Origin of the sequence: Brachybacterium hainanense, assembly GCF_042434575.1 — a bacterium.
Lineage (GTDB): Bacteria > Actinomycetota > Actinomycetes > Actinomycetales > Dermabacteraceae > Brachybacterium > Brachybacterium hainanense.
On record NZ_JBHLSV010000024.1, the window covers coordinates 16,022 to 37,031 of the forward strand.

The window sequence follows — 21,010 nt, forward strand, 5'->3', positions numbered from 1 at the left end:
GGTCGAGGAGCGCAGCGAACGGGCGTTCGGGACCCTCCTGCCTGACGAACTGGATGCGCCAGGCCGATATCGAGGACGGTGCCCGACCTGGGAGGACTCGGCGGAGCTGCGCCGACGCAACCGGCTGCTCGAGCAGGAGAACGAGGTCCTGCGCCGCGCTGCCGCCTACCTCTCCCAGGCGAACCTGCCGGGAAAAGGCTCTACCCGCTCGTGAGCGAGCTCGCCGCCGACGGCATCCCCGTCGCGGTGTCCCTGCGGGGCCTGAAGCTCTCCCGCCAGCCCTACTACCGCTGGCGCAAGCAGCAGGTCACCCGCCCCGAGCTGGTCGAGGCCCATCGAGCCAATGCCGTGTTCGACGCCCACTGGGAGGATCCCGAGTTCGGATCGAGGCTCCTGCTGGACGAAGCCATCGCGGCAGGCGAACCGATGAGTGCACGGACTGCCTGGAAGATCTGCCGGGACAACCAGTGGTGGTCCATGTTCGGGACGACGCGAGGCAAGAACGGGAAGCGCCCGGACCCGCCCGTCCACGACGACCTGCTCCTGCGGGACTTCACCGCTGATGACGTGAACGACGTCTGGCTCACCGATATCACCGAGCACTGGACCGACGAGGGGAAGCTCTATCTCTGCACGGTCAAGGACGTGTTCTCCGGCCGGATCGTGGGCTATTCCATGGACTCCCGGATGAAGGCCCGCCTGACCGTGAAGGCACTGGCCAGCGCGGCCTCTCGGCGCGGTGACGTGGCCGGGTGCATCGTCCACTCCGACCGCGGATCCCAGTTCCGGTCCCGCTCGTTCCTGCGGACGCTGGCGGAGCACCACCTGATCGGATCGATGGGCCAGGTCGGCGCCGCCGGGGACAACGCGGCCATGGAATCGTTCTTCGCCCTGCTGCAGAAGAACGTCCTGGACCGCCGCCGATGGACGACACGAAGCGAGCTCCGGATCGCGATCATCACCTGGATCGAGAAGACCTACCACCGGCGCCGCCGACAAGACCGCCTGGGCCGCTTGACCCCCATCGAATACGGGACCATCATGAACCCCACCGTGGACCTCGCGGCCTGACACCTATCCGTGCAGCAGTCCCCTGGTCTTCAACGACCGAACCGCCGCCGCAACGAGGAGCCACGAGTCATGACGCAGAACGAAACCCATGAAGCGCGCGCAGACGCCGCGCCAGAGTCGCCCAACGCGCTCGATGACCAGGGCCGCAAGACCGGTCAGTGGAGTGAGTCAGACCCCCACGGTGGCGTGATTGTCGGCGATTACCTCGAGGGCGAGCGTCACGGAATCTGGCGGCACTACTCCCTCGACGGGCGGCTCCGTTCCGAAGGCCCCTACGAACACGGCGTCCTGCACGGGACGTGGACCTGGTACCGCGCAAATGGTGCGCTCATGCAGCGTGGCGAGATCGACCACGACGTCAAGCACGGGCGATGGGAGCGATGGGATGCCCAGGGACGCCCGCTCGACGCCGGAGACTACGACCAGGGCCGCAGGGCGGGCGAATGAACCACATTCAACCCCGACGGAACCGTCAAGGCGGTGAAACGGCACAGAGCCAAGTAATGAGGCTGCCCGGCGGCCAGCGAGCCCCAGGGATCAACGTTGCAACTTTTGTCCGACGGGAAGCGTCGCGGGCTGACACTGAGCCCAAGCTACTCGCGTGCCGCTGCTGTTCCTCACCGCGCCTTCGCCCACACCGTGCCCCGGTGAACCCCGAACCGACGCGCCAGCGCGTTCACGCCCGCCCCGTGCGCGCGGGCTGTTCGCATAGCGTCCACTTCCTCGTCCGTGAGCCGTGTTCGAGGTCGTTTCTTTGGTTCCGCCGACGCACCGATCAACGGGTCATCCGGCTCCCCGGTGAGGTCGGTGTCCCCACGAATGACTTGATTCCACGCGGAAGCCGGCCGCTCAATCCGTGGTCGCCTGTTCCCGCAACGCTCCATTGCTTCCACCGATGAAAGGACCCCGGCCGTGGCCGGGGTCCTTCTGCATGGTCGGGAGTACGGGTCAGCGGGCGTCGGTGGGGCGGGAGGCGCCGGCACCGCTGCTGCGAGGCTCGGCAGCCCCGGCATCATCCAATCGGCTGCCGCCGCCCGGAAGGCCGATGCGCCGAGCCCCGTCGAGCCGCTTTTCGTGGAAGGCCTTCGGAGCCCGAGCCCGCCGGCGCCGTGTCTGTGGTCCGCGGCGCGTCATCGGTGCGGGCCGCGGCCCATCGGGCCTCAGATCCCGAGCACGGCGCGAGCGATGACGAAGTAGACCACCAGCCCGGTCGCATCCACGAAGGTCGAGATGAACGGGTTGGAGAACACCGCCGGGTCGACCCTCACCGCTCGGGCCACCAGCGGCATCACCCCGCCGATCGTCGCTGCGACCGCGCAGATGCCCACGAGGGTCAGCCCGATCACGAGGCCGATGCCGGGCGAGTACAGGAGACCGGCGATCACGGCGCCGAGGACTCCGAGCAGGAGCCCCATCAGCAGGCCCACCCGCAGCTCCCGGGCGAGGACACGCAGCACGTCGCGCGGACCCACGTCGCCGAGGGCGAGAGCACGGGTGACGGTGGTCGCGGCCTGGTTCCCGGTGTTCCCGCCGGTGCCGATCAGCAACGGCACGAACAGCGCGAGCACGGTCACCTGCTCGAGGGTCGCCTCGAAGGCGTCGAGCACCTGCACGGTGAGCGTCGCCCCGACGGCGAGGACCAGCAGCCAGACGATCCGGGAACGGACCAGGGAGCGCACCGGGGTGGCGAGATAGGGGCGGCGCAGGGGCTCGACGCCGCCCTGGCGGGCGGAGTCCTCGTCCTCCTCGCGCTCGAGGATCCGCACCGCATCGTCGAGGGTGAGGATGCCGACCAGACGCTGCTCCGCGTCGACCACTGGGAGGGCGGGCATGCGCAGCTCGGCGCAGCGTCGGGCCGCGAGCTCGGCGTCCTCGGTCGCCAGGGCGCTGTGCGGATCGACCATGAGCTGCTCGAGCGCGGTCGAGGACTCGGCCCGCAGCACATCCCGCAGGCTGATGATGCCCACCAGGTGCCGTGTCGCATCCAGCACCGGGATGGTGTAGATCGTCTCCGCGTCGTCGATGCGCGCCCGGACCCGCTCGAGCGTCTGCCCTGCGGTGTGCTCGGGCCTGGCGGAGACGTAGGCGGGGCTCATGCGCCGGCCCACCGAGTGCTGGGGGTAGCCGAGCACCGAGGCCGTCAGCGCCCGCTCATGGTCGGGGAGACCGCGCAGCAGGCGGGTGGCCAGGGCTGCCGGGAGCTCGTCCAGCAGCCAGACCCGGTCATCGGGCTCGAGCGCTGCGAAGAGCTCGGCGACCTCGCCGCCCTGCAGGTCGTGCACCAGCTCGCGCTGGAGGGCCGGGTCGAGGCGCTCGAACACCTCGAGTGCCCGGTCCTTGGGCAGGAGGCGGAACATGACGGCGCGCTGGCGGTCCTCGAGCCGCCCGCCGATGTCGAGGATCTGGGAGAGATCGAGGGTGCCGAGCTGGCGGGCGAGGCCGGTGAGATCGCGCTCGGCGATCGCGCGGCTGATGGTCTGGGCGGTGACGTCGAGGTCGACGGCGGGGTCCTGGAAGGTCATCGGAGGCTCTTTTCCTGAGCAGCGCGCGGCCGGGCCGCGGCGCGAGGGGATCCGCGCCCACCGCGAGTCGTCACGGCTCAGCTGCGAGGTGAGCCGTCAGGACCGGTGCGCGGTGCGTGAGGATCTGCGGGGCGCCGGGCGGGGCCGGGCAGGGGCGGGGCTGTCGACGCCGGATGCCGCGCTGGAGCACGGGCCGCCGAGCCAGGGTGCCGATCAGGCGCGGGGCGCGGCGGAGCACCGCGAGGCGGCGTCCGGCGGGGGAGTGCAACTGTCACTGTCCATGGATCGCTCACCTCGCTCTCGCTGCGCTGGGGCGCTGGCCGCGCCGTGGCCACCGTAGACCGGGGCGGAGGCGGAGGCAAGGAGCGCAGAGGCGGGTTGTGGCATGTGCCGCGCCCCGTCGACGTTCTGGTAGCGTTGTCCTCCGGCTCCCCGCCGCAGGACGGTGGAGGGTCACCCGCCCGGGGCTATGGCGCAGTTGGTAGCGCGTCTCGTTCGCAATGAGAAGGTCGGGGGTTCGAATCCCCCTAGCTCCACGTAAAGGTGAACGTTCGAACCTTGCCCCGTGTGATCGCGGGGCAAGGTTCTTTCGTTGTGTGACCTGGGGTTGGTGGCGAGGATCGTTTGGATGACCTCGCATGGTTCGAGGGTGGCTTGGTCCTCGTCATCGATGGTGATGCGGTCGAACAGTGCCCGGTTGAGCATCCGCCGCTCGGCGGGTTCGGCCTTGGCGTAGACGTCGCTGATGTCGGTGAGGAGCCCGAGGATCGCGTCGAGACCGACCTTGGCCTTGTCGTAGGTCGTCTCCAACGTGTCGAGCCGGCCGGTGATCGCTTGCAGGCTCGCGCGGATGGGATCCTGTTCGGTCTTGAGCAGGTCGAGCGGGATCGCGTCGGCGGGTGTGCGGCCCGGGGGAACGCATAGGGTACGAAGCGAGTGGCTCTCGCTCTCCGGTGCCGACGACCGGGCTGAATCGTCGGCAGGGTGCGGCATCCCTGACCCAAGCCGCCCGATCGGCGCGGAGAAGGGGCCAGGCGATGCACCGTCCGCCGTCCCACGCCGAGGGTATGCAGCCACCCCGAGTGCGAGGGCTGCCGGGGACACGGGCCATAGCCGGGCCCGCCCCGTCATGGTGATGTGGCCGAAGGGCGAGGCACCGGCCTGCAAAGTCGGTCATGCGGGTTCGAGTCCCGTCGTCACCTCGATGCCATCCCCCTCCGGGGCGGGTGGCCGTTGGATCCCGGGTCGTACCCCTTCCCGATCGCCGGTGGCACGCCCGTCGGTGCAGGTAGGCAGGACAGGATCATCGCGTGCAGGCATGCCCGCCTGGCGGAATCTGGGAGACGCGCACGGTTGAGGGCCGTGTTGCCCGCGAGGGTCGTGCCGGTTCGATCCCGACGGCGGGCACAGGGGCGAGGAGCAGCCCCGAGCAGGACGGCGACCGGTGTTCAGGCCGGGGACCGAAGAGCTCGAATCGCCCTCGGTACGACTCATCCGAGGGCCCGGCGGAGAACCGGAGCCACGGAGACCATCGCGCCCAGCGGCGCGACCCCGTTCGAGGATCCTGAACGGGGTCGCGCCGGTCACGCTTCGGTGGCGCAGTGGTAGCGCACCGTCCTGGTACGACGGAGGCCGCGGGTTCGAGCCCCGCTCGAAGCTCTCAGAGCCCGATCCCAGGCCCCCTGGGGGCGGGTCCTGTCGAGGGGCCGATGGGTGGCATCGCCATGGCCGGCCCATGATCGCGCTTCCACCGTGCGAGAGCGGCTTCCAGCTGGCCCCGGGTGAAGGTTCCCGGGAACGTGCTGCAAATCCATCTGGCGGCCCATCCGGAGCCCTTTCCGGTGACGGCCATGACGCGACGGACCGCCTCCTCGGCGGTGAACTTCTCTCCCATGTTGAGCGCCTCCCGTGTCCGTGTCTCCAGCGAACACGACGAGCCCGTGAGCAAGCAAGGCCTCAGGCGGAGGGGAGGATCCATGGAGAAGGTTGGCAGAGCGGTAATGCAGCGGCTTGCTAGGCCGTCGTCCTCCGGGGCGCGTGGGTTCGACCCCCACACCTTCCGCGAGCGGCCGTCGGTGGGTCGCGCCGCCGGGCAGTCCGATCGACGCTCCCGGGCCAAGACCAGTCGATCAACGCGGGGCCCGAGGTGGTGCTCGGGCTTCGTCCGCCCCGTCGTAGCGCATGCCGCGACGGGTGCCGGGATGTGGCGCAGGTGGTAGCGCGCACGGCTGGGGGCCGTGAGGTCGCGGGTTCGAGCCCCGCCATCCCGACTTCCTCCCGACGGGAGGATCATTCCCCTGTAGCTCAGCGGCACGAGCAGGCGCCTGTTAAGCGCAAGGCCGGAGGTTCGATCCCTCCCAGGGGAGCTCAACGCGTTCGGGTCACGTCCCTCGGGCTGAGCCCGCAGAGCCCAACACGTCTCGTAGTTCAGCGGCAGTGCGCCCGCCCGTTAGGCGGGTGGCCCCTGGTTCGATCCCGCACAGGGGCCAATTTACTGCCGGCACGATGCCGCTAGCCCGCCTGAGGACGACATGGCTAAATTGATTTATCTCGGAAGCTCCTGCGTCGATCGAATTGCTTCACACGGGAGAAAACAGCCGCAATTCGAAGCAAAGCACCAAAAGGGCCAATACTGCCAACCCAAGCCTCACGTCAGAGGCACTGGGGATCGCCGACGGAGACTTTGCCGTCGATGCTGGACGGAAGCTTCAGCTCAAGGGAGGCTCCATCTTGATCGAGGAGCTCAATCACGCCATCACCCTGTAGCGGATTCTCGATCGCAATGATGTTGTTCGCGGCGACACAATCAACACCTCCGACACTCGCAAAAACATAGGCGTCCGAGACTACAATGTAGGCAACATCGCCAGTTCCGTCAGGAGTTTCGCTCACCATCGATAGTGGCGTCGATACCGACAGTTGACTGCAGGCCTGGGTTCCAACTTCAGACTTAATGACCAGCAGACAGTACGTGGCGGAGGTAGCGCCGACGAACACCTCCAAGTTCTGACCTGTCTTCGCGAGGCGCCAAGACTCATCCTCGATCCCCAATTGCGGATCCGCATATTCAGCCGGTGGCGTATCGATCACCTACTTATGGCGAGCAAGGACTTCCATTGTCACATTTGTCTGACTAGAAGGCTCCATCGGTCCTGCTGTCGGAGTGGTGCATCCGGAGAGCACGACCCCGATCGCCAGAGTCACGAAAACGATTGCCGCGCTACGTGCAGTGCGATTCACGAAGACCGGGCCCAGCAGTAGAGCAACCCTCCGGTGCTCTGCTTGCAGTAAGCAAAGCCGCGGGCAGAAGTGGGTGCGGCCGTGCTGACAGCATAGCCACTCGTCGAATTCGTGGCGACCACCTTGGCTTTATCGTACGTGTCGTTCCCCTGCCGAATGGTGATGCTCTTGATTGTAGTATTGTTCGTCGTCACGATTCCGGCGCGCTTTATCCCGTAGATGGCCCCGGACTCATAGGACACCATCGAGCCGCATATCAGCTTTCCCGCGTACTGCGGATTACTCGCCGTATGTGCGCACCAGTCAGCCTGAACCGCATAGTTCTCCGAATCGACATTCTCCCCTTCCGCGTTTGCCGCCCCCGAGATGCCAAGGGTGAGGCAAAATGTGGCCGCGATCAGGACGGTCCGAATCTTACGAAGGGCTCTTATTTTTCTCTCCGGTCTACTGTGCGCGCAAGGCGTCGAACGAGTCGGAGGTCGATCATGGCCATCCGCACCGTGGAGGCCCCCCTGGATGTGACTCGCATCATACATGCAGACGAGCCGAGTTCGCCAGGGTGTCTCGAGTCCTTGGCGACGTTGACTGCGACCTCGCAGACCCGGCGGAGCGGCATAGAGGGCTCCGGTCTGAGTTGGCCGTGCGGTACTCCAGGCGCCGTCGAGGTACTGGCGCCTCGGATCGAGCCCGCGGTGCCCACCACGTCGCGTAGCTCAGCGGTAGAGCGCTCCCCCGACACGGGAGAGGCCGGTGGTTCGAGGCCACCCGCGACGACGCACCCACTCGGCGACTCCGTCGAGGCGGGAGGGAACCGAGCGCGGCCGTGCCCGAGGGGCTCGCGCACCGGGGCTGGGGCCCCATCGGAATCCCGAGCCGATCCGGACGGTGGAACCTCGGGCGGAGGGCCCATGGCGCAGTCGGAAGCGCGTCTCGAGGGCATCGAGGAGGTCGCAGGGCTGGGACCAGGTCCCGGCACCGCGTGCGCTCGCTCCCTCACCGGGCCTGCGAGGATACGGGCTGAGGCGCTCGTCGAGCGGCTAGCGCTCCCGACGGGCTCCGGCTGCCGACCGGCTGTCCGCGGATAGCCGATCGGTTGATGCGTCGCGGAGGCACGGAATCCTACGGCGATGAGCATGAACATCACCTCTGCACCGTCCCGCCGCTCCGTGCTCGGAGCCTCGGCCCTTGCCTTCGCCGCCGTCGTCGCGGCGCCCGCCGCATCGCCGGCCGCCCCCGTCCGCACGACGTCCGTGCGGACTCCTTCCGACGTCCTCGCCTCCACTCCCTGGAAGACGACCTTCGCCCTCGACCAGGACGGGCGCCGCGCCGCCCTCGACGACGCCGCGGTCGCGAGCTTCGTCGGCTGGGCCTACTTCGACGCCGACGGCACGCACACGATGTACAACCTCGACGACAGCCCCACGCTGCAGGGGCGAGTGGACCGTCACCCCCGACGGCTCCGAGCGGTGGATCAACGCCCGCGACGCCGCCGGCAATGTGCTGTTCCAGCGCACCGTGCCGATCGTCCGACTGGACAAGCACGTGTTCACCTACCGCGTCTTCCCCGTCGCCGGCGACACCGCGGTGTTCTTCGACATCGTCCACACGCCCACGAACCATGTCGAGCCCGGCAGCGGCCAGAACGGCCCCGGCGCCCACGGCGGCAAGAACCGCGGCAAGGGCGACTATCACGTCAACAACGGCAACGCTCGCTGAGCTCGTCAGCCGACTGATCCGAACCCCGGCTCCGTCCTCCGACGGGCCGGGGCCCTCCGCATCTGAGGGGTCGGAGCTGTCGGCCGGGCCGCCGAGCCCGCGAGCCTCAGCGGCGATCCGCCCGCGCCTGCCACCGCCCGTCGTGGTGCTCGATCCGGATGGGGTGGTCGAAGCATGTCGTCACCAGCTCGGTGGTGAGCACCTCCGCGACGTCCCCGGAGGCGATGATGCGCCCGTTCCGGACGAGGGCGGCGTGGGTCGTGCTCTCCGGAAGCTCCTCGAGGTGATGGGTCACCAGCACGGTCGCGAGCTCCGGATGGGTGCGGTGCAGCTCGTCGACCGTCTCCAGCAGCAGCTCGCGGGCGGCGACGTCGAGGCCGGTCGAGGGCTCGTCCAGCAGCAGCAGGCGGGGATCGGACACGAGGGCCCGTGCGATGAGGGCACGGCCTCGCTCGCCCTGGGACATGGTCGGCCAGCGGGCGTCGTGGAGGTCGCCCAGCCCCAGCAGCCGGATCAGGTGATCGGCGCGGGCGGTGAGCTCGGGGCTCGGCTTCCAGCGCCGCATGAGCTCCTCGGTGCCGGTCGCCCCCGTCAGCACCACCTCGCGGACCGTGAGCGCTGCGCGCAGGGGGTGGCGCGGGTTCACGTGGCCGATCGACTCCCGCAGCGCCCGGATCTCGACCCGGCCCAGCTGCTCCCCGAGCACGTGCACGGTGCCGCGGCTGGGATGCTCGAGGGCCCCGCACATGCTGAGGATCGTGCTCTTGCCGGCACCGTTGGGGCCGATGAGGGCCCAGTGCTCCCCAGGCCGGACGGTGAGGGACGCCTCGGCGAGGATCCGACGGCCCTGGCGGATCACGTCGACCTGCTCGAGACGGAGGACCTCCTCGAAGGGGGCGGGGGCGAGCGCGCCGTCCTCCCCGGTCCTCGCGGTGCGCAGGTCTCGGGGCGGCGACGCGGGGGTCATGCTCATGGGAATCCTCTCGTGCTGCTGCTCGCTCCACGGACGCGGAGCGGGCCGATCTGCGGCGACCCTATCTAACTCCGCAGACAAGCAGACAATCCGTCCCCATGGTGGGCGCTCGCCTCAGCGGCTGCGAGCGACCCGGGCCTCGTCCCACACCGGTTCCGGAGCCTCGTAGACCCCGCCGTCGGCGCCGAAGATCAGGAAGCGGTCGAAGTCGCGGGCGAACCAGCGATCGTGCGTGACCGCGAGGACCGTCCCCTCGAAGAGGCCCAGCGCATGCTGGAGCGCCTCCGCGGAGACGAGGTCCAGGTTGTCGGTCGGCTCGTCCAGGAGCAGCATCGTCGCCCCGCCCAGCTCGAGCAGCAGGATCTGCAGGCGCGCCTGCTGCCCGCCCGAGAGCGAGTCGAATCGCTGCTCCGCCGCTCCCGCGAGGTCGTAGCGGGCCAGCGCCCGGGACGCCTCCTCGCGGGGCATGCCTCGCCGGTGCTCATCGCCGCGATGCAGGATCTCCAGGAGCGTCCGCTCCGCCAGCTCCGGGCGGGCCCGGTTCTGGGCGAACCATCCCGGACGGACGCGCGCGCCCAGACGAGCGCTGCCGGAATGGGGGACCGGGGCGATCTCCAGGTCGCCGACGGGCTCGTGCTCCGCCTCCGGATCGGTGCCGCCCCCGGCCAGCAGGCGCAGGAAGTGCGACTTGCCGGAGCCGTTCGAGCCGAGCACCGCGACCCGGTCCCCGAAGCGGACCTCCGCATCGAAGGGATGCATCAGCCCGGTCAGCTCGAGCTCCGCGCACACCAGCGCTCGCTTGCCCGTCCGACCGCCCTGCAGACGCATCTGCACGTGCTGCTCGAGGGGCTGCTCCTGCGGAGGACCGATCTCCTCGAAACGGGCCAGCCGCGTCTGCGCCGCACGATACCGGGAGGCCATGTCGGAGTTGTAGGCCGCCTTGATCTTGTACATCTGCACCAGGTCGCGGAGCTTGGCGTGCTCCTCGTCCCACCGGCGACGCAGCTCCTCGAAGCGCTCGAACCGCTGCTCCCGCGCCGCATGGTAGGTCCGGAAGCCGCCCGCGTGCGTCCACGAGGTGCTCCCCGCCCCGCCCAGCTCGAGCGTCACGATCGAGGTCGCGGCCCGGGCCAGCAGCTCGCGATCATGGCTCACGAACAGGATGCCCTTGTCGCTGGACCGCATCTGCTCCTCGAGCCAGCGCTTGCCCGGCACGTCCAGGGAGTTGTCCGGCTCGTCCAGGAGCAGCAGGTCGTCGGGTCCGCGCAGCAGCGCCTCGAGGGCCAGGCGCTTCTGCTCGCCGCCGGACAGCGTGGTGAGCAGGCGGTCCCGGCAGCGGTCGTAGGGCACGCCGAGCGCCGCCGTCGTGCAGATGTCCCACAGCACCTCGGCGTCGTAGCCTCCCGCGTCGCCCCAGGCGACGACGGCATCGGCGTAGGCCATCTGCGCCTTCTCGGTGCCGGTGCGCTCCATCGCGGCCTCGGTGCGGGCGAGCACCTGCGCCGCCTCCCGCAGAGGATCCGGTGAGACCGACAGCAGCAGCTGCTGCACCGTCGCCTGCGCGCCGCCTGCGATGAACTGCCGCATGACCCCCAGCGTCCCGGCCCGGGTGACGGCTCCGGCATGCGCTGCCAGGTCCTCGGTGATGATCCGCAGGAGCGTCGACTTCCCGGCTCCGTTCGCACCGATCAGCGCGACGCGCTCGCCGTCCCCGACCCGCAGCGACACCTCGTGCAGGAGGGGGCGTCCGTCGGGGAGGACGTAGTCGATGCCGGATGCGTCGAGATGGGACATGCTCGCAGGCTAGGGACGACCTCGGCGCCGGAGCAAGCGATTTCTCAGTCCGCGGAGCCGTACGCCTCGAGCAGCCGCAGCCACAGCTCGCTCATGGTCGGGTAGGCGGGCACCGCATGCCACAGACGCGTCAGCGGGACCTCGCCGACGACCGCGATCGTCGCCGCGTGCAGCAGCTCGGCGACATCGGCGCCCGCGAAGGTGGCTCCCACGAGGATCCCGCGATCCTCGTCGACCACGACCCGGGCCCGGCCCGTGTACCCGTCGGCGTGCAGGGAGGCGCCGGCGATCGCACCGATCTCCTGATCGACCGTGCGGATCCGCAGCCCGGCCCGGACGGCTTCCCGCTCGGTCAGGCCGACCCGGGCGACCTCCGGATGCGTGAACACCACCTGCGGGACCGCGGCATGATCGGCGGTCGCGGCGTGGCGACCCCAGGGCTCGTCCCGCACGGGACCGCCGCGCAGACGCGCGGCGATCGCCTCTCCCGCCACGCGCGCCTGGTACTTGCCCTGGTGGGTCAGCAGGGCCCTGCCGTTCACGTCGCCGGCCGCGTACAGCCAGTCCGTGCCCGCGACGAGCATCGTCTCGTCGACCTCGATCCGCTCCTGCGGATCCAATCCCACCGTCTCGAGCCCCAGATCAGCGGTCGCGGGTCGGCGACCGGTCGCGGCCAGAACCTCCTGCGCCTCGAGCAGCTCGCCGTCCGGCAGCGCGATCCGCACCGTCCCGCCGGACTCGCGGTCCACCCGGTGCGGTGTCGTGCCCAGGCGCACGTCCACCCCGTCCGCCCGCAGCGCGGAGGCGACCAGCTCTCCGGCGAAGGGCTCCTCCCGGCTGAGCAGCCCGCCGCGGGCCAGGACCACGACGCGCGTCCCGAACGACGCGAAGACGGTCGCGGCCTCGACCGCGGCGACGCCTCCGCCGATGATCGCGAGGCTCTGCGGCACCTGCCGCACCGACGTCATCTCCCGGGTCCCCCACGGGGCGGCGTCGGCGAGCCCGGGGATGTCCGGCAGGACCGGGACCGAGCCGGTGGCGAGCGCCACCGCACGGGCCGAGTACGGGACCCCGTCGAGCTCGATCCTGCCCGGGCCCGTGAGCCGCGCCCGGCCCCGGAGCAGCGGGATGCCGGCGCTCTCGAGCCAGGAGACCTGCCCGTCGTCGTGCCAGTTCGCCGCGAACGCGTCCCGACGGCGCAGCACCGCGGCGACATCGAGCTCGCCGGAGGCGGCCTCCCGCGCTCCCGCGACGGCGCGCGCGGCCCGCAGCGCGCTCCCGCTGCGCAGCAGCGCCTTCGAGGGCATGCACGCCCAGTAGGAGCACTCCCCGCCGACGAGCTCCTCCTCGACGATCGCGGCTCGGAGGCCGCGCCGGGTCGCGTAGTCGGCGACGTTCTCGCCGACGGGGCCTGCGCCGATCACGATCAGGTCGTAGTCCGGGCGATCCCCGGCAGGGCCGCCCGCGTTCACGCGATCCCGTCCTGACGGGGGCCGCGTCGGCCCGTGTCGAGGACTCCGCGCAGCGTCGCCGCGAACGCCGCCGGGTCGTTGCGCGGCGTCCAGTCCGAGCGTGCGAATCCCCCGTGGTCGCCGGGGAAGACGACCGGCTCGGTCCCCAGCAGGGCTGCGAGGGCCTCGCCTCCGCGACGGGCGACCGTGCCCTCGCCCTCGGCGCCGACGGCGGGGACCAGGCGGACTCCGCTTCCGCGCAGCTGCTCGGCATCGGGCAGGTAGTGGGGCATCGCCACGTTGTAGGCCAGCAGCGGATCATCGCGCGAGCCGTCGTCCTGCACGGGGAGCCCGAAGGCCGCGGGGTCCGGAGCGGGCGCGGTCAGATGGTCCGGCGTCAGCTCCCCCCGTACCGTCACCAGGCGGATGAACCGGGCCATCGCGGGACCGAAGCCCTCCCGCTGGTAGGAAGCGGCGATGTCCGCCATCGCCTGCACCACGACCTCGGCGTCCGGGAGCAGCAGGGCCAGAGGCGGTTCGTGCAGCACCGCCACGCCGAGGTCCCCGGGATGCGCGAGGGCCCACGGCAGGACGACCATCGCGCCGCCGCTGCTGGCGAAGACGTCCACGGGTCCCAGGGCGGCATCGGCGACGATCGCGTGCAGGTCCTCGGCATGGATCTCGACGCTCACGGGAGCCGGCGCGGTCAGGCGGCTGCGCTCGGCCATCCGCGGGTCGTAGGTGAGGACGATCCGGTCCGTGAGGTGCTCGAGCAGCTGTGCGAACCCGGAAGCCGCCATCGGCGAGCCGAGCACGAACAGCGGTCGATGCGACGACGGGGTCGAGGGGGTGCGGACGTCGTAGGCCAGCACCGCCCCGGGAACCTCGAGAGCGCGGGTGGACAGGTCGATGGTCATGGCGCCTCCAGGCATGAGGGGACGTGCCCCACGGTACGCCCGAGCGGTGCGGATGTCAGGGCCGGGCGCGACCCCGTGCCGGGACGCCTAGGGTGGTGGGACGACCGGGCCCGTCCGCGCCCGAACCGCTCCACGGAAGAGGGACCATGCTCATCGACCTGTCCGGGCGGACTGCCCTGGTGACCGGATCCACCCAGGGGATCGGACGCGCCATCGCGGCCGCCCTCGCCGATGCCGGCGCCCGCGTCGCGATCAACGGCCGCAGACCGGAGGCGGTCGAGTCCGCCTGCGCACAGATGCGGGCCCAGGATCCGGGGCGGCAGCTGATCGCCGCCCCCGGGGACGTCACCGATCCGGCCGGGGCCGATGCCGTGCTCGCAGCGGCCGGTGACGTCGACATCCTCGTGAACAATCTCGGGATCTTCGGTGCCGCGGACGCGCTCGAGATCCAGGACGACGAATGGCGGCGCTACTTCGAGGTCAACGTCCTCGCTGCGGTGCGTCTCATCCGCCTGACGCTCCCCGGGATGATCGCCCGGGGCTGGGGACGCGTCCTGGACATCGCGAGCGATTCCGCGATCGTCATCCCCGCGGAGATGATCCACTACGGCATGTCGAAGACGGCGCTGCTCGCCGTCTCCCGGGGCTTCGCGAAGGAGGCGGCGGGCACCGGCGTGACCGTGAACTCCGTGATCGCCGGGCCGACGCACACCGGCGGGGTCGAGGACTTCGTCTACCAGCTGGTCGATCGCGCGCTCCCGTGGGAGCAGGCCCAGCGGGAGTTCATGCGCCTGCACCGGCCGCAGTCGCTGCTGCAGCGGCTCATCGAGCCGGAGGAGATCGCGAACATGGTCGCCTACCTCAGCTCTCCTCTCGCGTCTGCGACGACGGGAGCCGCGGTCCGCGTCGACGGCGGGTATGTCGACGCGATCCTGCCCTGACTCCGCCCCGGCCCTGATCCTGCGGGCCGGTCAGGGCAGGGGAGCCTGGCCGAGCAGCGGAGGGAGGATCCGGCGAGCGGATATCGGCGAGGCGCAGACGGCCGGAGCCGGATCGATGCCGCCCGGGCCGACTAGGATCGGATCATGCTCGCCTCCCGGGCTCCGGTCCGATGACCCGCAGCGTCGTCCTCGTGCACGCCGTCCGCTCCTCCCGCACCATGTGGAAGGGCCAGATCCGTCGTCTGCGCGAGAAGGGCTTCCACGTCCAGGCCCCGGATCTCCCCGGCCACGGCCGCCGCGCCGCGGAGCGCTTCACCCGGGACACGAGCCTGCGAACGATCACGGACGCCGTCGCCGCCTGCCCCGAGCCGCCCGTGCTCGTGGGGCTCTCTCTGGGCGGCTATCTCGCGATCCGCTGGGCGGCGCAGAACCCGGGGCGCCTGGCCGCGCTCGTCGCCGCGGACTGCACGGTGGTCCCGGGCCCGCAGCTCGCCCGGATGTACGGGATATGGCTGAGGATGAAGGACTGGATGCCGGGCGACAGCGACGCCCGGGTGCATCGGGCCTTCGCCCGGGCGAACTCGCCGAAGGCGGCGCGGCGCTACTACGGCGGCGGACGCGCCCACGGCGTCGTCCCCGGCGTGGTGGAGGTCGTCGGCGGCATGGATCTGCTCGGCGACCTGCGCGTGATCGACGTGCCCATCACGTTCGTCAACGGCGCCTCGGACCCGTTCCGCCGACACGAGCGGCAGTGCCGGGAGGCCGCGCGCGACGGCACCCTGCGGATCCTCGACCGCGCAGGGCACATCGCGAACCTCAACCGGCCGCGCCGCTTCACCCGGATCATCCGCGAGGCGGCCCGGACCCGGCGATCCGCATGAGCCTCCATCCTCCGCCGGCGGCACCCCTGCCCCTCGTCCTCGTCCACGGCACCCGGACGTCCCGCACCCAGTGGGATCCGCAGAGGCCGGCCCTGGTCGCGGCCGGGCACACCGTCCTCACCCCGGATCTGCCGGGGCACGGCGAGCGCCGGCGGGAGCCGTTCGCCCTGGACGCGGCCATGCGGGTGCTCCACAGGGCCGTCCAGCGGGCGGCGGCCGACGACCCTCGCGGGCGGGCCCATCTCGCGGGCCACTCCCTCGGCGCCATGCTCGCCATCCACGCGGCAGCGACGCTCCCGGATCCCGGCGTGCTCTCCTCGCTCACCGTGATCGGCGGATCCGCGCAGGCGGGAGAGCGGAGCGCCCGCCTGTACGGCGCGGTGATGCGGTCCGCCGCGGCCGCCGGCCGTCACGGGAGCGCGGGCCTGCTGCCGCGGCTGCTCCTTCATGCGGAGGGCCACCGCGCCTACGTCGCCGGCGGACTCACCGCGTCCGCGGTGATCGGCCCGGCCTTCGCCGCGCTCGCCGGTCTGGATCTGCGCGCCGACCTCGCCCGGATCACCTGCCCGGTCACGATCCTGAACCCCCGCTTCGACCAGATGCGGGTGCACGAGCGATCCTTCGCGGCCGCCGCTCCCCGCGGCCGCTTGGTCGTGCTGCCCTACGGCGGGCACCTCGTGAACCTCACCGCCCCCGACCGCTTCACGGCGGACCTGCTGCGCGTCCTGCGGGAGGGCTGAGCTCCGGCGCCGCGTACGCTTGCGCTCATGACGGACCAGATCCTGCGAGTGGGCTACGTCCCCGGCGTCGAACCCGACCGCTTCGCCCGGCGCTGGCGGGACGGCCGACGCCCGGCTCGGCTCGAGCTCGTGCAGATCCCCTGGAGCAGGCAGCGCGCCGCCCTCGCCGAGGAGGAGGTGGACCTGTGCTTCGTCCGCCTTCCGCTCGAGGACGACGGCGATCTCCACGTGGTGCCGCTGTGGGAGGAGCGTCCCGTCGCCGTGGTCGGCGTGGACGACGTGCTGAGCCTGTACGAGGACCTCGGAGCGCAGGAGCTCGCGGAATCGATCGCGATCGCGCCGCAGAACCTCGACGATGCCGCCGAGCGGGTCGCCGTCGCGGCGACCGGCGTCGGTCACGCCCTCATGCCCATGTCCCTGGCCCGCCTCCACCACCGCAGGGACGCCGTGCACCGGGTCGTGCGGGATGCCGAGCCGACCCGTGTGGCCCTCGCCTGGCCCGCTGCCGCCGATGACGCCCTGCGTCAGGAGTTCGTGGCCGTCGTCCGCGGCCGGACCACCCGCTCGAGCCGCGGGGAGGAGACCCCGTCGCGCGGTCGAGGAGGGCAGCAGGCAGGCGCCGGGACGACACGGTCCGCGCGAGGGAGCGCCGCCCAGCGCTCCGCCCGCTCCGGCTCCTCGGGACGGCGCAGCGCACGGACAGGGCGTGGGGGACGGCGGGGCTGAGACTCAGGACCCGAGTGACCGCGGCAGCAGCGTCACCAGCACCGCGGCCAGCAGCGAGGCCGCGGCGAGGACCGCGAAGGCGGCAGGGGCGCCGGGTCCGGCCAGGAGCAGGCCGCTCAGGGTGGGACCGAGCGGGCTCGCCACGGCCATGAGCACGCCGCGCCCGGACTGCAGACGACCGCGCTCCTCCCGCGCCACCCGATCGGCGATCCACAGCTCGAGGGCGACCCGCGAGGCCGGCACGAGCAGCCACATGAGCGCGAGCACCGGGACCATGAGCGCGAGCAGCGACCAGGTCGCGACGGGCGCCCACAGCGCGAGCAGACCCATGCATCCCGTCCAGACGAGCGCCTGCACGAGGACAGCGTGCGTCACCGACCAGCGGCCGCCGACGCGTCCGGCCAGCACGCTGCCCAGGAGCAGGCCCGCCCCCATCGCCGCGGTCACCGCTCCGGAACCGATCACGACGCCGCGCTGGGAGAGCACGGCGATCACGGTGAAGAACGATCCGGTCAGCACCAGGCTGAGCAGGACCTGCGCCGCCACGACCCCGCGCAGGACCGGCTGCGCGAGGATCAGCGAGAAGCCGCGCACGGCCCGTCCCCGCCGGGAGCCCGGACCCGTGCCCGGCGCGGCGTCCTGGCCGTCGGGGGAGGGGCGCGGGTGCAGCGGCTGCGAGATGCCGGCGAGCAGCAGCACCGCCGTCCCGAAGGTCGCGGCGGCGACCACGAAGGGCAGCCATGGGGCGACGGCGACGAGAGCGGCTCCGATCACGGGACCGATGACGCTGATCACGGCGTCGCGTCCCTGCATCGCGCTGAGCGCCCCGGTCAGCTCCGAGCGGTCGACCAGGTCGGGCACGGCGCTCGAGGACGCGGCCCCGAACACCGCGAACATGGCGCCGTTGACGAAGGACAGCGCGCACACGAGCGCGAGGGGCGGGGAGGCGGAGGCGAAGCACCCGGCGAGACCCAGCATGGCGATCAGCTGCACCGCCTCCGCCCCGGCCATGACGCGCCGCCGGGACGTGTGATCGGCCAGCAGCCCCGCGGGAACCCCGACCAGGAGCGTCGACAGGTAGGACGCCGCGGTGACGAGCGCCGCCTGGGCGGGGGAGAAGGTCAGCAGCGCCACGAGCGGGGTCGCGACGTAGGTCCCCTGGGAGCCGAGCCCGGCGGACAGCCGTGCCGCGAAGTGGAGGCGGAAGTCCCGCGGCCACGATCCGGTCGGCGGGAGCAGGCGCATCCGTCCAGGTTACCGGGGATGTCCGCGGCTCCGCGCGGAGATGCTGCCGACCCGGGGAGGGCGGTACCGTCTTCGGGTACCGCGAACCCGATCCCGAGGAGGCCCCATGTCCGAGACCCCTGCGCCCGAGCGCACCGCCGAGGACGCCCGCGCGCGCATGAACGTCGAGAGCTTCAACCTCGACCATCGCGCGGTCCGCGCCCCGTACATCCGCATCGCCGATCGCAAGGTCCTCCCGGCCGGGGACGTGCTCACGAAGTTCGACATCCGCTTCACCCAGCCCAACGTCGCCCACCTCGACTCCGATGCGGTGCACTCCCTCGAGCACCTCATGGCCGAGCACATGCGCGAGCACACCTCCGACGTCATCGACGTCTCGCCGATGGGCTGCCGCACCGGCTTCTACGCGCTGCTGTCCGGGGAGCACACCGCCGCCGACTTCGCGCCCGTGCTCGAGGCGACCCTGCAGGATCTCCTGGCGGCGACCGAGGTCCCGGCGGCGAACGAGGTCCAGTGCGGCTGGGGCGCCCACCACACGCTCGAGGGCGCCCAGGCCGCGGCCCGCGCCTTCCTCGATCGTCGCGAGGAGTGGGAGGACGTCTTCCCCGCCTGATCAGGTCCCGGCGGCCTGCCGCACCGCGGCCAGCAGGCGGGCCGTGCGGGCATCGGTCGCGACGTCCTCGACGGTGACGACGCGGCCTGCGGCATCGGCCAGCGGGATCCGCCAGTTCGGGTACTCCTCGTCCGTCCCCGGCTGGTTCTGGATACGGCGCTCGCCCACGCAGTCCACGAGGGAGACGCCCAGCAGCAGCGACGGCGAGGACGCGAGGTAGCGGTGCAGGGCGAGGACCAGCTCCTCGTCGTCCCGCTCGCCCTCGCGCAGCAGTCCCTGGGCCGCGATCGCGTCGAGGAACCGGGCCCGGGCGGCGGCATCGGCCTCGAGCTCCTCCTCGAGCGAGCCGTCCAGCAGCCCCAGCTCGTGGCGCAGCCGCACATGGTCGCCGGCCAGGTACCCGGCGGTCGGCGGCAGGTCGTGCGTGTTCACGGAGGCCAGGCACTGGCTCCGGTACTGCGAGGGCGGGATCGGTCCGCCGTCGCCCTGCGTCTCGAACCAGAGGATCGAGGTGCCCAGGATCCCGCGGGAGTCGAGGTAGCCGCGCACCCACGGCTCGAAGGTGCCGAGATCCTCGCCGATCACGATCGTGCCCGAACGCCGCGCCTCGAGCGCGAGGATGCCGATCATCGCGTCGTGGTCGTAGTGCACGTACGCACCGTCGGAGGCGAGGTTGCCCTCGGGGATCCACCACAGGCGGAACAGCCCCAGCACATGGTCGATCCGCAGCGCGCCCGCATGGCGCATGAGGGAGCGCAGCATGTCCCGCCAGGGACGGTAGGACTCCGCCGCGAGAGCGTCGGGGCGCCACGGCGGCTGATGCCAGTTCTGGCCGTGCTGGTTGTACTGGTCCGCCGGAGCACCGACCCCGACCCCTCGCGCGAGCACCGGGCCCAGGCGCCAGGCATCGGCGCCCTCGGTCGTGACGCCCACGGCGAGGTCGTGCATGATCCCGACCCGCATCCCGGCGTCGAGGGCAGCGCTCTGAGCCCTGCCCAGCTGCTCGTCCAGGACGAACTGGATCCACTCGTGCAGCTCGATCCGGTCGGCGAGGTCGAGGCGCGCCTGCTGGACGACATCGGAACCGGGCTCCGGGAACGCGGCATGGGTGCGGCGGGCCCGCTCGACGAGCGCGGACCACAGGGCGAAATCGGCGAGGCCCTGCCCCTCGCGCGCCCGGAAGGCGTCGAACAGGGCCTGCCGACCTGCGGTGCGGGGTGCCGCGAACAGCTCCTTGAGAGCCTGCATCTTCGCGCCCAGCACCTCATCGCGCTCAAGGCGGTCGGCTCTCTCGTTCCACGACGCGACACCCGTGCGGAGCAGGCCGATGCGCTGCCGCGCGAACTCAGGCAGGGACGCATACTCGGGTACGTCCTCGATGCGCAGGTAGAGCGCGGAGGTGAAGCGCCGCGTGACCGGGAGATAGGGGCTCGGCTCCATCGGCGGCTGGGGATCGGAGGCGTGCAGCGGGTTGACGAGCAGGAAGTCCGCGCCATGCCGAGCTCCCAGGATCGCGGAGAGGTCCCGCAGGTCCCCGAGGTCGCCGATCCCCCAGGAGCCCTGCGAGCGGATCGAGTACAGCTGCGCCTGCACACCGACGGCCTGCCGGGCACCGAGATCGTCCTGGGCATCCAGCCGCACGGGCGTGACGACCAGATCAGCCTCCACGGTCCCGCCGTCGACATGGGCCACGAGCACATGCCAGCCCAGCGGCAGCCCGGAGGGGACGGCGAAGCGGGCCCGGCCCCGGAGCATCCCGTCCACCTCGAGGGGAGGGGTGTTGTCCTCGATCTGGGGGAGGTCCTGCGCGGTGCCCTCCTCGAGGCGGAGCGAGAGCCGCACGGGGCTCCCATGGGCGACGTGCACGGGCACGGAGCCCTGCTCGTCCTCGCGCAGCACCGTCACCGGCGGCAGCGTGCGCCGCCATTGCGCGGCCTCGCGCTCGGCACGCGCCCGGGCGATGTCCTCGCCCGTGGAGATCTCGTGCCCCAGAGCGCGCATCACCTTCAGGAGAGTGGCGTCCGGGACCTGCTTCAGCGTCCCGTCGAAGCCCCAGTGATCGGTGCCGATGCCGAGGTCACGGGCGAACTCCCGGAGGTCCGAGGAGCTCGGTGCGGACCGCTGAGCGGGGAGATCCGGTTCCATGGCGTCATCATAGGTGCCCATGGCCCGTGCCTCCG

At 71.4% G+C, this 21,010-nt stretch carries 15 protein-coding genes, 7 tRNA genes and 2 pseudogenes; 16 read left to right on the forward strand and 8 right to left on the reverse strand.

What is annotated here, in order from left to right; all coding sequences use genetic code 11:
• Positions 1-73: 73 nt before the first annotated feature.
• Together ACFFF6_RS15925 and ACFFF6_RS15930 are read left to right on the forward strand one after the other, a co-directional pair.
• Positions 74-1,071, forward strand: a pseudogene (locus ACFFF6_RS15925) (IS3 family transposase); the annotation flags it as partial.
• A gap of 69 nt (positions 1,072-1,140) precedes the next feature.
• Positions 1,141-1,518 carry a toxin-antitoxin system YwqK family antitoxin gene (locus ACFFF6_RS15930; RefSeq protein ID WP_376982477.1) on the forward strand — a complete coding sequence of 126 codons (378 nt, stop codon included), beginning with the start codon at positions 1,141-1,143 and terminating at the stop codon, positions 1,516-1,518.
• A 713-nt stretch (positions 1,519-2,231) separates the two neighbouring features.
• Here the strand turns inward: ACFFF6_RS15930 and mgtE are convergent.
• Positions 2,232-3,593, reverse strand: coding sequence for a magnesium transporter (mgtE, locus tag ACFFF6_RS15935; RefSeq protein WP_376982478.1), 1,362 nt, complete (start codon positions 3,591-3,593; stop codon positions 2,232-2,234).
• Between the two features lie 463 nt (positions 3,594-4,056).
• Between mgtE and ACFFF6_RS15940 the strand changes: the two genes are divergently transcribed.
• The 7 genes from ACFFF6_RS15940 (at position 4,057) to ACFFF6_RS15970 (ending at position 5,959) form a co-directional block, all read left to right on the forward strand.
• A tRNA-Ala gene (locus tag ACFFF6_RS15940) sits at positions 4,057-4,129 on the forward strand.
• Between the two features lie 88 nt (positions 4,130-4,217).
• Complete coding sequence (locus ACFFF6_RS15945) at positions 4,218-4,517, forward strand: hypothetical protein (protein WP_376982479.1); 300 nt, start codon at positions 4,218-4,220, stop codon at positions 4,515-4,517.
• A gap of 207 nt (positions 4,518-4,724) precedes the next feature.
• A tRNA-Cys gene (locus ACFFF6_RS15950) sits at positions 4,725-4,795 on the forward strand.
• Positions 4,796-5,180: 385 nt separating this feature from the next.
• Positions 5,181-5,252: transfer RNA gene (locus tag ACFFF6_RS15955), tRNA-Thr, on the forward strand.
• Positions 5,253-5,574: 322 nt separating this feature from the next.
• Positions 5,575-5,655: transfer RNA gene (locus tag ACFFF6_RS15960), tRNA-Ser, on the forward strand.
• Between the two features lie 135 nt (positions 5,656-5,790).
• A tRNA-Pro gene (locus ACFFF6_RS15965) sits at positions 5,791-5,863 on the forward strand.
• A gap of 23 nt (positions 5,864-5,886) precedes the next feature.
• Positions 5,887-5,959 (forward strand) — tRNA-Asn (locus ACFFF6_RS15970).
• Between the two features lie 286 nt (positions 5,960-6,245).
• Here ACFFF6_RS15970 and ACFFF6_RS15975 read toward each other — a convergent pair.
• Positions 6,246-6,683 carry a hypothetical protein gene (locus ACFFF6_RS15975; RefSeq protein WP_376982480.1) on the reverse strand — a complete coding sequence of 146 codons (438 nt, stop codon included), beginning with the start codon at positions 6,681-6,683 and terminating at the stop codon, positions 6,246-6,248.
• Positions 6,684-7,535: 852 nt separating this feature from the next.
• Here ACFFF6_RS15975 and ACFFF6_RS15980 point away from each other — a divergent pair.
• Both ACFFF6_RS15980 and ACFFF6_RS15985 read left to right on the forward strand, forming a co-directional pair.
• Positions 7,536-7,607: transfer RNA gene (locus ACFFF6_RS15980), tRNA-Val, on the forward strand.
• A gap of 359 nt (positions 7,608-7,966) precedes the next feature.
• A pseudogene (locus ACFFF6_RS15985) lies at positions 7,967-8,549 on the forward strand (DUF4822 domain-containing protein).
• A gap of 106 nt (positions 8,550-8,655) precedes the next feature.
• On the opposite strand, the gene ACFFF6_RS15990 reads toward ACFFF6_RS15985, so the two are convergent.
• From ACFFF6_RS15990 to ACFFF6_RS16005, 4 genes are all read right to left on the reverse strand, one after another.
• Positions 8,656-9,522: an ABC transporter ATP-binding protein gene (locus ACFFF6_RS15990; protein ID WP_376982481.1), complete on the reverse strand. Its 867-nt coding sequence runs from the start codon at positions 9,520-9,522 to the stop codon at positions 8,656-8,658.
• A gap of 114 nt (positions 9,523-9,636) precedes the next feature.
• On the reverse strand, positions 9,637-11,316 hold the full coding sequence (locus ACFFF6_RS15995; RefSeq protein WP_376982482.1) for an ATP-binding cassette domain-containing protein: 1,680 nt from the start codon (positions 11,314-11,316) through the stop codon (positions 9,637-9,639).
• Positions 11,317-11,360: 44 nt separating this feature from the next.
• A complete protein-coding gene (locus tag ACFFF6_RS16000; protein WP_376982483.1) occupies positions 11,361-12,788 on the reverse strand; it encodes a dihydrolipoyl dehydrogenase family protein in 1,428 nt (475 codons plus the stop codon).
• Positions 12,785-13,684, reverse strand: a complete 900-nt coding sequence (locus ACFFF6_RS16005; protein ID WP_376982484.1) for an alpha/beta fold hydrolase — start codon at positions 13,682-13,684, stop codon at positions 12,785-12,787. Before ACFFF6_RS16005 ends, ACFFF6_RS16000 begins: the two co-directional genes overlap by 4 nt.
• A 146-nt stretch (positions 13,685-13,830) precedes the next feature.
• On the opposite strand from ACFFF6_RS16005, the gene ACFFF6_RS16010 reads away from it, so the two are divergent.
• The 4 genes from ACFFF6_RS16010 (at position 13,831) to ACFFF6_RS16025 (ending at position 16,972) form a co-directional block, all read left to right on the forward strand.
• On the forward strand, positions 13,831-14,625 hold the full coding sequence (locus ACFFF6_RS16010) for an SDR family NAD(P)-dependent oxidoreductase (RefSeq protein ID WP_376982485.1): 795 nt from the start codon (positions 13,831-13,833) through the stop codon (positions 14,623-14,625).
• 170 nt (positions 14,626-14,795) lie between these two features.
• Positions 14,796-15,506: an alpha/beta fold hydrolase gene (locus ACFFF6_RS16015; RefSeq protein WP_376982486.1), complete on the forward strand. Its 711-nt coding sequence runs from the start codon at positions 14,796-14,798 to the stop codon at positions 15,504-15,506.
• Complete coding sequence (locus ACFFF6_RS16020; protein WP_376982487.1) at positions 15,503-16,246, forward strand: alpha/beta fold hydrolase; 744 nt, start codon at positions 15,503-15,505, stop codon at positions 16,244-16,246. Before ACFFF6_RS16015 ends, ACFFF6_RS16020 begins: the two co-directional genes overlap by 4 nt.
• Before the next feature lie 27 nt (positions 16,247-16,273).
• Positions 16,274-16,972 carry a LysR substrate-binding domain-containing protein gene (locus tag ACFFF6_RS16025; RefSeq protein WP_376982488.1) on the forward strand — a complete coding sequence of 233 codons (699 nt, stop codon included), beginning with the start codon at positions 16,274-16,276 and terminating at the stop codon, positions 16,970-16,972.
• A 3-nt stretch (positions 16,973-16,975) separates the two neighbouring features.
• Here the strand turns inward: ACFFF6_RS16025 and ACFFF6_RS16030 are convergent, their stop codons facing one another.
• Positions 16,976-18,217 carry an MFS transporter gene (locus ACFFF6_RS16030; protein ID WP_376982489.1) on the reverse strand — a complete coding sequence of 414 codons (1,242 nt, stop codon included), beginning with the start codon at positions 18,215-18,217 and terminating at the stop codon, positions 16,976-16,978.
• 106 nt (positions 18,218-18,323) lie between these two features.
• On the opposite strand from ACFFF6_RS16030, the gene ACFFF6_RS16035 reads away from it, so the two are divergent.
• Complete coding sequence (locus tag ACFFF6_RS16035) at positions 18,324-18,830, forward strand: S-ribosylhomocysteine lyase (RefSeq protein ID WP_376982490.1); 507 nt, start codon at positions 18,324-18,326, stop codon at positions 18,828-18,830.
• Here ACFFF6_RS16035 and malQ read toward each other — a convergent pair whose 3' ends face one another.
• Positions 18,831-20,975 carry a 4-alpha-glucanotransferase gene (gene malQ / locus ACFFF6_RS16040; RefSeq protein ID WP_376982491.1) on the reverse strand — a complete coding sequence of 715 codons (2,145 nt, stop codon included), beginning with the start codon at positions 20,973-20,975 and terminating at the stop codon, positions 18,831-18,833. It lies immediately after the preceding gene.
• Between the last annotated feature and the right edge of the window lie 35 nt (positions 20,976-21,010).